Origin of the sequence: Aureimonas fodinaquatilis, from assembly GCF_008369445.1 — a bacterium.
GTDB lineage: Bacteria > Pseudomonadota > Alphaproteobacteria > Rhizobiales > Rhizobiaceae > Aureimonas > Aureimonas fodinaquatilis.
Genome location: NZ_VTWH01000002.1, coordinates 1,025,898 through 1,038,254, shown reverse-complemented (window position 1 = coordinate 1,038,254; position 12,357 = coordinate 1,025,898). Strand labels below are relative to the sequence as shown.

The window sequence follows — 12,357 nt, the reverse complement described above, 5'->3', positions numbered from 1 at the left end:
CTATCACCGGTTCGGTGAGGGGGTCCACGCGCCATTTACAATTTCCGCTCACCAGTTTGAGCAGGAAATGGCCTATCTGGCAAAGTCGGGCCGCGCGGTTTCGCTGGCAGAGGTTGAGGCCTTTGCTGCAGGCAATGCAGAGCTGAAATGCGGCTCTGTTCTTGTGACTTTTGATGATGGTGACCCTACGGTTCGCACCATCGCCATGCCGATCCTGCAACGCTATGGCATTCCTTCCGTGGTTTATGCCCTTTCCGGTCAACCGAAAGGCTTTGACCTGATGAGCTTCAGCGAGCTGCGTGAAATTCAGACCGGAGGAATAACCATCGGCTCGCACTCGATCTCGCATCGCTCTTTCGGGCAATTGTCGCGGGACGAAGCCTTGCAGGAACTGGTTGAGTCCAAGTCTGTCCTTGAAAACGAGTTGGGTGTTGCAATCAATTCTTTTGCCTATCCATTTGGTACGAAGAAGGACATTACGCCGCAAGTTGTGGCATGCGTCAGGGAAGCCGGATACACAACGGCATTTTCCAGCCTGCATGGCCCGATAGTTTCGGGCAGCGCGTCTCAGGACCTTTTGAATCTGCCACGCGTCAAGGTCGAATCGGGTGATCCGGCGTGGCTGTTTCCTGCGTTGTGCGATGGTGCAATGGATGGCTGGCGCATTGTTGATACCAGTCTTGCCGGTCTGCAGAAACCGGCAGAAGAACACCGCGAGGCAGCGGCCGCGTAACGGGCTATTGGAAGCAGGCTTTTTCAGCCTGCACCAGTGCCGAGATTGCGTCTGAAACAAATCGTATATTCGCAATATTGGCTGTGCTTTGGTGAAAGACCAGCCAATATGTCCGGCCGATGTTGATGTCTGGCAGGATCGGAACCAGATTGGCGCGCCCGCGCGCCATGAAATGATGCAGAATTCCAATGCCCGCACCCGCAGCCACTGCTTCCAGCTGGCCAATGGCAGATGACACCTCATAGGTGGAAGAAAGGTTGATCCCTGCATCCTCGGCATAGTTCAGTGACGGGCTGTAAACCAGATCCTCCACATGGCCGATCAGCCTGTGTCGCGCCAGATCTTCCACCGAAAGAGGGGCGGGGTTTTCGCGCAGATAGTCGGCGGCGGCATAGAGACCCAACCCGTAATCCACCAGCTTGCGGCAGACGAGCCGCCCCTGGTCAGGTTGTTGAATGGTAATCGCCAGATCTGCCTCGCGGCGCGAAAGCGAAAAGGCGCGTGCCATTGGCACAAGCTGAATGGTCAGCTGTGGCTGGTCCTTGCTCAGTCGCCACAATCTGGGTGCCAGAAAAGCCGTGCCAAAACCATCAGGGGCGCCCACTCTCACCGTTCCGGATAGTGAAAATGCGGTATCACCGGAGGATGACTCTGCCGCAAGGGCTTCAGCCTCTATTCGCTCTGCCCGCAGCAGCAGCGCGGCACCGGTATCGGTCAGCTCGCAGCCAGTGGAACGGCGGGTGAACAGCCGCGCATGCAGCTTGCTTTCAAGTCGGTCAAGGCGGCGGGCAACCGTTGCATGGTTCAGCCCCAGCCGTTTGGCTGCGGCCAGAATTTGCCCGGTGCGCGCTATGGTCAGAAAAACTCGCAGATCATCCCAGTCCATAGCGGCACTTCAATTTTTGCACAACGATTTCGCGTTGAGTGATCTTGAAATAAAGTCACCAACCGGTCAAGCCTTAAGCAACTTTCTGGAGGATTGAAATTGATGGGCAATATTCCGCACTTTATTGATGGCGCACGTGTTTCCGGAACCTCTGGTCGCACGGCTGAGGTGTTCAATCCGGCAACCGGGCAGGTTTCCGGATTGCTGGATCTGGCCGGTCCTGCCGACCTGCAGGCAGCAGTGGATTCAGCCAAACGCGCGCAGCCAGCCTGGGCAGCAACAAATCCGCAACGCCGTTCGCGCGTTTTCATCAAGTTTGTGGAATTGCTGAACGCCAATATGCAGGAGCTGGCGGAGCTTCTGTCTGCGGAACATGGCAAGACAGTGGAAGATTCCAAGGGCGATATTCAGCGCGGGCTGGAAGTCTGTGAATTTGTCATTGGCATCCCGCATTTGCAAAAAGGCGAATACACCGAAGGCGCAGGGCCGGGCATCGACATGTTCTCCATGCGCCAGCCGGTTGGCATTGGTGCGGGAATAACCCCGTTCAATTTCCCGGGCATGATTCCCATGTGGATGTTTGCTCCGGCCATTGCCGCCGGAAATGCCTTCATTCTCAAGCCGTCCGAGCGTGACCCTTCGGTGCCGCTGCGCCTTGCCGAACTGATGATTGAGGCTGGTCTGCCGAAAGGCATTCTCAACGTTGTCAACGGCGATAAGGAAGCGGTGGATGGTATCCTTCAGCATCCGGATATCAGCGCCATATCTTTTGTCGGCTCCACGCCAATCGCCGCCTATGTTTACGGCGAAGCCGCGCGCTACGGCAAGCGTGCCCAGACTTTCGGTGGTGCCAAGAACCACATGATCATCATGCCGGATGCGGATCTTGATCAGGCGGCAGATGCGTTGATCGGCGCGGGCTACGGCTCTGCGGGCGAGCGTTGCATGGCTATTTCCGTGGCAGTTCCCGTTGGCCAGGCCACCGCAGACGCCTTGATGGAACGGCTGATTCCCCGCGTTGAAAAGCTGAAAATTGCGCCATACACCGTTGCGACTGCCGACTTTGGCCCGGTTGTTACCAAAGCGTCCCAGCAGAAAATTCTGCAACTGATTGACAAAGGCGTCGAAGAAGGCGCGACGCTGGCCGTTGATGGCCGCGGTTTCAGTCTGCAGGGCTATGAGGATGGTTTTTACGTCGGTGCATGCTTGTTCGACAATGTAACACCCGACATGGAAATCTATCGTCAGGAGATTTTCGGCCCGGTTCTGACCATTGTTCGGGCCGAGAATTACGAAGCGGCGCTGGACCTGCCGATGAAGCATGAATACGGCAATGGTGTTGCGATCTTCACGCGAGACGGTGATGCGGCACGCGACTTTGCGTCGCGCGTCAATGTCGGCATGATCGGGGTCAATGTTCCTATCCCAACCCCGCTGGCCTACCATTCCTTCGGCGGGTGGAAGCGCTCCTCCTTCGGCGACCTGAACCAGCATGGCCCGGATTCGATCCGCTTCTGGACCCGTACCAAAACCATCACCACCCGCTGGCCGTCGGGCATCAAGTCCGGTGCCGAATTCTCCATGCCGGTGATGAAGTAAGGCTCATTAGCTGCGGGGACAGGCTGTGCTGTCCCCGTAGTCCAGCATCAGAAATGCTGATCAAAAAGCTCGGTAACGCGATCGTTCCGGGCTTTTCCTGTTTCGCCACCCATGACAATCGCTATAAGGCGGCGGTTGCCGCGTTGTGCGGTGGCGACAAGATGAAACCCGGCAGAGCGGATATAGCCGGTTTTCATGCCATCTACCCCGTTTACGCTGCCCAACAGCTTGTTGGTGGCTTGATAGCGCCGGCCATTATAGCGGAATTCCTCAAGCTTGAAGAAGCTCTGATAGGCGGGGTAGCGGCTGCGCAACGCCAGTGCCAGCAACGCCATGTCGCGTGCGGTGGAAACCTGCGCCGGGTCTGGCAGCCCGGATGCATTGGCAAAATTGGTGCGTGTCATGCCCAGAGATCGCGCCCGCGTTGTCATCAGCCTTGCAAATGCTTCTTCTGATCCGGCCAGATGTTCGGCCACAACGGCGGCAACATCATTGGCTGAGCGGACAGCAAGCGCAGTTGCGGCATCTCTTACCGTAATGGTGGAGGCGACCGGCAATCCCAGACGGGCAGGGGGCATGCTTGCCGCATGAGCGGAAACCGTGAAAGGCGTATCCAGCGTGATGCGCCGCGTTTCCACTGCCTCAAACAGCAGATACAGCGTCATCATCTTGGTCAGAGATGCCGGATAGCGCAACTCATTGGCATTTTCCTGCCACAGAATTTTGCCAGTGCCCGCATCCAGTACCAGTTCCGAATAACCCCGCTCCTGAACCGGCGCAACGGCAACAACCGTGGGGGAGGTGCCGGGTGTGGTGTTGATGGACAGCACTTCGGTGCTTTGGCAGCCTGCCAGGCCAACCAGTGTCAAAATCAGCCAGAGTGCCGGCAAACGGCTTTTGTTCAGTTTGGTCATGAATGTCATGCTGCTTCCGTGGCGTAAATAATCGCCTAACGCTCTAACGTCTTGTCTCACCGTCGTGCCCATGAAACGATTCCGTTTCAACGGGAATTGCTTCAGGATGTGTGCCCGCACCGGGCCGGGTTGTAAATCCGGCTGAGAAACATTGCTGTTCTAGAACCGGTAATTAAAATCCACCATACCGCTGTGGGAATTGAAACTGCTTGAAAAGTCTCCGGAATAATTCAGGCCAATCGTTATTGCCGGTGCCAGATTAACGTCTATCCCAGCCTGAACAGAAACGACATTGCCGGGCAAGGGCGTGCCTGCTGTCTGAAAGGGAATGCCGCCAGCGAACGCCAGCATGTTGACAGGGGTGGTGTCACCCGACACCAGATGCCAGGCCACTTCACCATACAAACGTGAAGGAACTGAATAGGAAAGCGCAATGGGCAAAGATGCACGCGCGCCCAGAGTGGCAATGGTAACGCCGCTGTCCTGACTCTGCCCGAAAAGGCTGGCATCGCCACCGGATTCAGCAAAGCCATCTGTGCTGGTGTGAATATAGTTTACCGCACCGTATGGGGTGAGTGTCAAAGCGCCTGCAGCAAAACGATATCCCAGCTCAGCAAAAACCTGCGCCGTGTTGGCGCTATACTGGCCCGATACCTGGTCAGCAAAATTGGCGAAGGATATTGTTCTATTGGTTGTGATATCATGAAAACCGTAGGACGCGCCGGCCTTCAACTCAAAATTGTTCCAGTCAGCCCCGGCATAAACGCCCAGCAACAGATTGTCGGCCTGCGCCCTGGAAGAGCCCGTGTCCAGTCGCAGGGTCGATTCTCCATATGCAGCTAGAAGGCCCAGCCGATACTGGCCGGCCAGTTGCGCATCGAGGCCTATCAGACCGGTTGAAGCATCCGCACTGAAGCCTGAGGCATTGCCGTCACCATCGTAATTCGCGCTGGCATAATTGCCCGCGGCCCACGCCTCCACGGATGACAGCACCGGTACAGCGTCAAAACTGCGATTGCGGCCGGCAGCCGGGTCTAGTCGCCGGGACATTGTCCGCTGTACCAGCCGGTTGGAGTCGATCAGGGCCAGTTGCGTTGCTGCATGCACCTCGCCCGATAGCTGGTCAAATGCCAGTCGGGCATTGCTGGCATCGCCGGAAAGCACTGCAAGATACGCAGTGTTCCACGCGCCGGTAGACTCAAGACCTGCAGCAGCGTTGCGCTGGTTGCGCGTCAGGGCAACATCAGCAAAGCTGACAGAGTTGCGATCAAAGTTCAGCACGACATTGGTCGGTGAATAGGTCAGCACCGGCGTCAGAAATGCCAATTCGGCTATCGACGTCGCGAACGTACCACTGATGCCCGTTGCCTGCAGTATCGGGTAAAATGCACCCGGCTGCAGCAAACCATCCAGAGTTACAGCCAGCACGGCTCCGTCAATCTGCGCTGTTCCGGCCACCTGCAGTGTGTCACTGACGGCCCCTGCAACATCAGCATTGTAAAATGCACCCGGCAAAAGCGTCAGCGGTCCGGCAAATGACAATGTGCCAATTCCGGGGCCGGGGGCCACGGTTCCCCCGGAAATAATCGTTGTTGGCCCTGCCATTCCGATGCCGGTCAAACGCGCGCCAGTGCCAATTGCCAGGGGTGAAAGGGCAAGGCTGCCATCAAGTTGCAGCACTCCGCCCTCAACCGATGAAGCGCCGAAAATGGCACTGTCACCGGTGACCTGAAGCGTGCCGCTGCCAATCTTGCGAATGCCGCCCGCACCCAGAAAAGTGCCTGCAAACAGCGATGACTGGTTGTTGCTGCCGATGGTCAATGTGTTGGCAGCCAGTTCAACCAGTCCATCGCCAGCCAATGCGCCAATCTGCTGGTCGAACCCGGCAACATCCAGCATACCGCCAGCGCCGACGATAACCGTGGACCGCGGGGCAAAGACATTGGCACCGGCCGCCTGCAACACGCCGGAAGCGATACGGGTTTCGCCGGTATAGTCGTTGATGTTCTGCAAACGGAGTGTGCCCGCGCCAACTTTGATCAGCGACCCGCCAACACCACCGGCAATGCCACCGTCTGACAAGCCGCCAACGGCCGTATCCAGATTGTTGCCGCCGACGGTCAGGGTGTTGCTGCCGAGATAGACCTGGCCCGTGCCAAGCAATGAGCCGACGCTTGTGCCGCCATTGGTCAGAGCGGAAAAATCGACGATCGCATTGTCTTCAATGCGCATCTGAGCCAGATCGCCAGAGGCATTTTCCTGAAACTGCGTGCGCCCACCCTGTTGCGTCAGGATGATGGCTTGCCCGGCACGGCTGTTTCCGGAAAACTGCAACAGCCCGGCATTTGAAATATCGCCCAGACCAGCAGTCGATTCTTCAGAAAACAGCAGAGTGCCACTGCCATTGTTGACAATCGTTGCGGTGCTCAGGGAAGCCGATCCGGCAAAGTCCAACAGGCCATTATTGGCAATGTCTGCGGAACCTGCATTGCTGGCTCCGGCAAAGGTAAGCTGCCCGCCGGCATTGTTGACGATGAACCGCCCTGCCGCTGAGCTGGCACCAGCAAACAGCACGCTGCCGCTATTGGCCAAAAGGTTGCTGCCTGCCTGTGAGGAGCCGGCGAATACGATCAGGCCTGATTGGTTGTTGGTCATGAACGCGTTGCCGCCACTGGCCTGATCGGTGAACAGCAGTCTGCCGCTGTTTTCCAACGTGGCATCGGCAGCGGTGGCACTGCCGGAAAAGCGCATGGAGCCATCGCCGTTGTTCACAAGCGCTGAACTGGCTGCGCTGGCCTGCTGGGTGAATTCCAACCCGGAATTGTTGGTAATTCTGGCATCTCCGGCAACCGCCCGGCCTTCAAACCGGGCGGCTCCGCCACCGTTGATCGTTATATTGGCATCGGCCGCAGTCGAATCATCCTGAAACAGCACCAGTTCGCCCGTATTGCGGGTGATGGATTGGCTGCCGGCGCTTTCGGTGCCGCTGAATTCCAGAACGTCTGTTGCCAGAATTTCAAATGGATCAGGTGAGGGGAAGATGTCTTCCGGTTGAACGACAAAGGGTGCTGTCTGGCCAAATGCGGGAACCACGGGCAGCACGGCGGCAATAAAAGCGGCGCGCACGCACTGGCGTTTTCTATGCCGCATTTTGAATTGCCCTATGACTCGAAATCAACCCCAGGTGGCATGATAGTTAATTTGGTCTTGCAGGCAATGCACTGCGCGCTGGCGAATTAACGGTTTATTGCAACTGTAGCGAAATTTCCTCAATCTTCATTGCCTGAGCTTTCGACAGGCGGCTGTAGGCACCTTCGCGGCTCAAAAGGTCTTCATGTGAGCCCTGTTCGACAATTCGCCCCTTATCTATCACCACTATTCGGTCTGCATGTTGAATGGTGGACAGCCGGTGTGCGATGATCAGCGATGTTCGTCCCTGCGAAAGCTCGGCCAGTGCGGCTTGAATTGCCCGCTCTGTTTCGGTGTCCAGCGCCGATGTGGCCTCATCAAGAATAAGAATTTTCGGGTCTTTCAAAAACATCCGGGCAATCGACAGTCGCTGCTTTTGCCCACCGGAAAGTTTCACACCGCGTTCGCCCACAATCGTGTCCAGGCCATCAGGCAGGGCGGCAACCGTGTCTTCCAGATGGGCGCGCTGCATGGCTTCAACAATTTCCGCCTCAGTTGCGTCCAGCCTGCCATAGGCTATGTTTTCACGCACAGAGCCGCCAAACAGAAATACATCCTGCTGGACGACGCCGATATGCCGACGCAAGGATGTCATGGTGACATCGCGAATATCATGTCCATCAATCAGGATTGCGCCAGAGGTCACGTCGTAAAAGCGCGGTACCAGTGAGCATATGGTGGTCTTGCCCGCGCCGGAAGGGCCAACAAAGGCCACCGTTTCACCGGGCCGAATGGTCAGGTCTATCCCGCGCAGCACGGGTTGCTCGGGCAGGTATGAAAAGTGCACATCGCTGAAGCTGACAGCGCCTTTCAAATTGGCCAGTTCTTTGGCTGTCGGCTTGTCAACAATGTCGGGCGATGTATCAAGAAACTCCAGATAGCGGCGAAAACCGGCTATGCCCTTGGGATAGGTTTCCAGGACCGCGGCAATTTTTTCAACCGGCCGGAAGAAGACATTGACCAGCAGCAGGAAACCCACAAAACCGCCTATGGAAAGGTTGCCTTGCAGCACGTAATAGGTGCCGGCAACCATAACGACCAACTGGGTCAGGCGCATGGACATGTAGTTGAGCGACTGGCTGGCAGCCATGATTCGATAGGCATCCAGCTTTCGTGTGCGATATTGCTGGTTGTCCTCGGCGAAAAGCCGGCGCTCATAATCTTCATTGGTGAAGGATTTGACGACGCGAATGCCGCCAACATTCTCTTCAATTCGTGCGTTGAAATCGGCAACGCTGCGATAAATTGCCCGCCATGTGTCAGACATGCGCGAACCATAACGCACCGTCAGCCATGTGCCGAACGGCACAACAGCGGCGGTGATGAATGCCAGTTGCGGATGAACAAACAACATCAGCACAAAGGCGGCGATAAACGTCATGATGGCGATGAACAGGTCCTCGGGACCATGATGGGCCACCTCGCCAATCTCTTCCAGATCCTTGGTCAACCGGGCTACCAGATGGCCGGTTTTGGTGTTGTCGAAATAGCCAAAGGACAGTTTCTGCAAATGGTCGAAGGCCTTGGCGCGCATTTCAGTTTCAATGTTGATGCCAAGCATGTGCCCGAAATAGGTCACCACGGCCATCAGGCCGGTGTTCAGAACATAGAGCAGCAGCAGCAGAACCGAGGCTACAAGAATAAACCCCCACTGACCGCTGGGCAGAAGCTCATCGATAAAAAGCTTGATGGCAATTGGAAAACCCAGTTCGAGAAGGCCAGCCAGCACCGCGCAACCAAAATCCAGAAAGAAAAGGCCGCGCCATGGGCCATAATATGAAAAGAAACGCGTGAGCATGCCAGCACCGACTGTCTGAAAATTTATGCTACGGCTATGCGCCGGAAAATTCTGTAAAACAAGGACATAGCGCGGCCACCGCTGTCAAAGAGACAAGGCCTTCATGTCAGCGGCGTTCAGCCAGCCATTTCACCGCAAGTGCGGCAACAGCCGCGCCAAGAGCTGCGCCCACGGCTTTGAATGCAAAATCCGAAACCCGCCCGTGGCGGCCGGGCACGAATTCCTGGGCAAATTCCAGCCCGGCGGCAACCAGCACAATCAGAGCCAGAACCAGAATGAGTTTGCGCCAGTAACCCGCGCCGAACAGCGCACCGATGATCAAAAATGCAAGCAGTCGCTCCACATTCACAGGGACCGGGCTGACAGGCCGCAACTCAATCGGACTGAGTGTCACATAAGCCACGGCAAAAAGCGCACACCAGGCAGCACTGCGGGTTAGAAACGACAGCGTCATCTAGCGGCAGTTCTGCAATTGGGCAGCGTAACGATCCGACATTCTGGCGGTGCGTTGTGCGGCCTGTTGAATGCGGGTGTTGTTGCGCCAGTTGCCGCGGGCATAACCAGCATGGCCATGGTAATAGGCCAGGTACAGGCGGTATGTGTCGTTGCGCGCAATGCCGTTCCGTCGGTTGCTGTTGTTGTGGTACCAGCCCACAAAATGAACCGCGTCGGAAAAGTTTGATCGGCTGGCAAACGGGCGGCTTGTTGCTTTTTGATATTCACGCCACGTGCCATCCAGCGCCTGCGCATATCCATAAGCGGTGGAGCGGCGCTTCCATGGAATGAAGCCCATCAGCTTGGTTCGCGCGGGGCGGGCATGCTGTTCAAAGTTGGACTCGGCCTGAATCGTCGCCATGAGAACCGGCACCGGCACGCCGAATTCACGCTGGGTGCGTTCTGCCGCGTCACGCCAATTGTTCACCAGACCGCCGCGCTGCTGGAAGATGGCGCACGAATTTGCAGTGTTTGTCGGCGGGGCTGTTGCACAACTGGTCAGTGCGAGCAGCATACTGGCCAAGAGAAGCTGTTTTGCGTGAACTTTCATGGGACACAAGGTTAGTCAGTTTGCCTTAACAACGGGTTTCCACCAACGTTAGGAATTTTCCAATGAAGTTAATTTTTGAGGCCGCAACACAGCGATCTGTCAGATATTGAAAACTGTCCCCGATGCGTCTATACATTCCGCATCGATTTGGCTTGCTGGTCTCTCTCTAAGACGATCTTCTTTCTCAAATTCGACTTTGCATCGCTGTGCACGCGGCACAGTGGGCGTTTGGTAATGTCATTGAAAGGGCATCGTCATGACGACAGGAACAGTTAAGTTTTTCAACACCACCAAAGGCTACGGCTTCATTTCGCCAGACGACGGCGGCGCGGACATTTTCGTTCACGCAACTGCAGTTGAGCGCGCTGGCCTTCAGCCACTGACTGAAGGTCAGAAGATCGGCTTCGAAATTGTCACGGACCGTCGTTCGGGCAAGAGCGCTGCTGACAATCTTCAGGCTGTCTAATCAGTTTCAGCCGCTATTTGATATAGCCGCAATTGTTAAGGCCGGGCATTATGCCCGGCCTTTTTTTGCCTATCACACGAATAGAATTTTCGAAGAGCCATGCTTCTCAATTCAGGGAGACCTGATAGTTTTTGTTTCTCAGCCGATCAGCGGAGTGTTCATTGTTCTGGCAACACCACTTTTAACCTTTGGCCTGTGGTCAAGCCTGCGGCGAAGTGGCGGAGTTGCATAGATGTCGGAACTTTCTCCAGCTCGCTCAGTTGAGCCTGCGTGCCCGCGTTGGAGATCGTAAATTGGTATCTCGCAAAGCGGTTGTCCGGCTCGTCCAAGGAGGAACTGATGCAAAGCGAGTTGCAGACGAAACTGAAAAAACGTGCTTATGAAATCTGGCAATCGGAAGGTGAACCCGAGGGCAAGGATCTCGATCATTGGGAGCAGGCCTGTCGTGAGCAGGAAGGCGGCGAAAAAAAATCCAAACCGCCGTCCGTCCGGAGCAAGAAGGTCAAGGACGCAACCCAAGTCAAGGATCTGGGTACGACGAAAAAGCCAAAGACACTGACGAGGGACGGCCCGTAATTACTTTGCCGAAAGCTCTGATGGCTTCGAGCCAAGGTTTCCATAAACAAAAAGCATTTTCGCAGTCAGATTCTCGGAAATGCTTTTTGGCTTTTAATATTTTGACTGAAATATATTTGGTAAAAGTATTGCAAGGCGGACATAGTTAAAACGCCGCACCCCGTTTTAGGAACAGTCTATACAAGGCGTCGTTAGCCTCACTTCAAAGGAGGCGACAAAAATGTTTATGCGAATTGATAAACTACAGGCTGAATTGCCTGCGCCGAAACGGGCCGATCCCAATGCGGCAGCGGCGCTACAGGAGCTTCTTGGCGGAAAATACGGCGAGATGTCCACTCTGGGAAATTACATGTTCCAGAGCTTCAATTTCCGGTCAAAAGCAAAGCTACGGCCATTTTACAGTCTGGTGGCGGCCATCACCGCGGAAGAGCTTGGCCACGTGGAACTGGTATCCAATGGTGTGGCGATGCTGGCCAACGGACCGGATGTTCCTGATGGCGACAAGGGCGACGGTGGCGATATCTCCAATGCCCCGTTTGAGGAGATGAAGGACATCCGCAATGCGGCCGCGTTTCTCTCGGGCGCCGGTGGTGCCATGCCGGTCAATTCCAATGGCGTGTCATGGAACAATGATTTCATCACATCAACCGGCAATATCGTTGTCGATCTGCTTCACAATTTTCACCTCGAATGTGGTGCGCGTCTTCACAAATTGCGTGTTTACGAAACCCTGACCGATCCGACCGGGCGCGAGGTGTGCGGCTATCTGCTGGTGCGCGGCTCGGTTCATGCCCATGCCTATGCGCTGGCCTTGCGCAAAATAACTGGCGTGGATCTGGATAAGTTTCTGCCCACTCCGAATATTCCCCTCTCAAAAATTCCGGAATGCCAGAAATATCTGGACGAGGGTTCCCACCGCCGCCTCTACACATTCAGCCCTGACGATTACAAGGAAATGGCCGGCATATGGGGCAATGGTGAAGTTGCGCTTCCGGACGATCCTCCGGGCGAGCTGGAAGTTATCGACGGTCACCCCGACGGTGGCAAAATCGCCCAGCTTGTGGGTGTGCCGTCTGCTTTCACTCCGGATTATGCGCCGGAAGAAATGTTCGAAATTGCCAGCAAACTCTACAAGGCCTCGCGCTGAACCC

At 55.8% G+C, this 12,357-nt stretch carries 11 protein-coding genes; 5 read left to right on the top strand and 6 right to left on the bottom strand.

Annotated features, from left to right (window positions below):
* Nucleotides 1–67: 67 nt before the first annotated feature.
* Entirely contained in the window at nt 68–733 is a 666-nt protein-coding gene (locus FPY71_RS11155; protein WP_188052307.1) for a polysaccharide deacetylase family protein, read from the top strand.
* Between the two features lie 4 nt (nt 734–737).
* Here the strand turns inward: FPY71_RS11155 and FPY71_RS11150 are convergent, their stop codons facing one another.
* The gene (locus FPY71_RS11150; protein ID WP_149300312.1) at nt 738–1,619 is read right to left on the bottom strand and encodes a LysR family transcriptional regulator; all 882 of its coding nucleotides are present in this window, start codon (nt 1,617–1,619) and stop codon (nt 738–740) included.
* Nucleotides 1,620–1,721: 102 nt separating this feature from the next.
* Between FPY71_RS11150 and FPY71_RS11145 the strand changes: the two genes are divergently transcribed.
* Nucleotides 1,722–3,218 (top strand): CoA-acylating methylmalonate-semialdehyde dehydrogenase, encoded by a 1,497-nt coding sequence (locus tag FPY71_RS11145; RefSeq protein WP_149300311.1) that lies wholly within the window; start codon nt 1,722–1,724, stop codon nt 3,216–3,218.
* 47 nt (nt 3,219–3,265) lie between these two features.
* Here the strand turns inward: FPY71_RS11145 and FPY71_RS11140 are convergent, their stop codons facing one another.
* The 5 genes from FPY71_RS11140 to FPY71_RS11120 all read right to left on the bottom strand — a co-directional run bounded on the left by FPY71_RS11140 (nt 3,266) and on the right by FPY71_RS11120 (nt 10,164).
* Nucleotides 3,266–4,141, bottom strand: coding sequence for a D-alanyl-D-alanine carboxypeptidase family protein (locus FPY71_RS11140; RefSeq protein WP_149300310.1), 876 nt, complete (start codon nt 4,139–4,141; stop codon nt 3,266–3,268).
* Between the two features lie 150 nt (nt 4,142–4,291).
* Nucleotides 4,292–7,282, bottom strand: coding sequence for an autotransporter outer membrane beta-barrel domain-containing protein (locus tag FPY71_RS11135; protein ID WP_149300309.1), 2,991 nt, complete (start codon nt 7,280–7,282; stop codon nt 4,292–4,294).
* A gap of 94 nt (nt 7,283–7,376) precedes the next feature.
* Entirely contained in the window at nt 7,377–9,119 is a 1,743-nt protein-coding gene (locus tag FPY71_RS11130; protein ID WP_149300308.1) for an ABC transporter ATP-binding protein, read from the bottom strand.
* 106 nt (nt 9,120–9,225) lie between these two features.
* Complete coding sequence (locus FPY71_RS11125) at nt 9,226–9,573, bottom strand: VanZ family protein (RefSeq protein ID WP_246160357.1); 348 nt, start codon at nt 9,571–9,573, stop codon at nt 9,226–9,228.
* Nucleotides 9,574–10,164, bottom strand: a complete 591-nt coding sequence (locus FPY71_RS11120) for a transglycosylase SLT domain-containing protein (RefSeq protein ID WP_149300307.1) — start codon at nt 10,162–10,164, stop codon at nt 9,574–9,576.
* 256 nt (nt 10,165–10,420) lie between these two features.
* Between FPY71_RS11120 and FPY71_RS11115 the strand changes: the two genes are divergently transcribed.
* The 3 genes from FPY71_RS11115 (at nt 10,421) to FPY71_RS11105 (ending at nt 12,353) form a co-directional block, all read left to right on the top strand.
* The gene (locus FPY71_RS11115) at nt 10,421–10,630 is read left to right on the top strand and encodes a cold-shock protein (protein ID WP_149300306.1); all 210 of its coding nucleotides are present in this window, start codon (nt 10,421–10,423) and stop codon (nt 10,628–10,630) included.
* 339 nt (nt 10,631–10,969) lie between these two features.
* Entirely contained in the window at nt 10,970–11,206 is a 237-nt protein-coding gene (locus tag FPY71_RS11110; protein ID WP_149300305.1) for a DUF2934 domain-containing protein, read from the top strand.
* A gap of 220 nt (nt 11,207–11,426) precedes the next feature.
* Nucleotides 11,427–12,353 carry a manganese catalase family protein gene (locus tag FPY71_RS11105; RefSeq protein WP_149300304.1) on the top strand — a complete coding sequence of 309 codons (927 nt, stop codon included), beginning with the start codon at nt 11,427–11,429 and terminating at the stop codon, nt 12,351–12,353.
* Nucleotides 12,354–12,357: the final 4 nt, after the last annotated feature.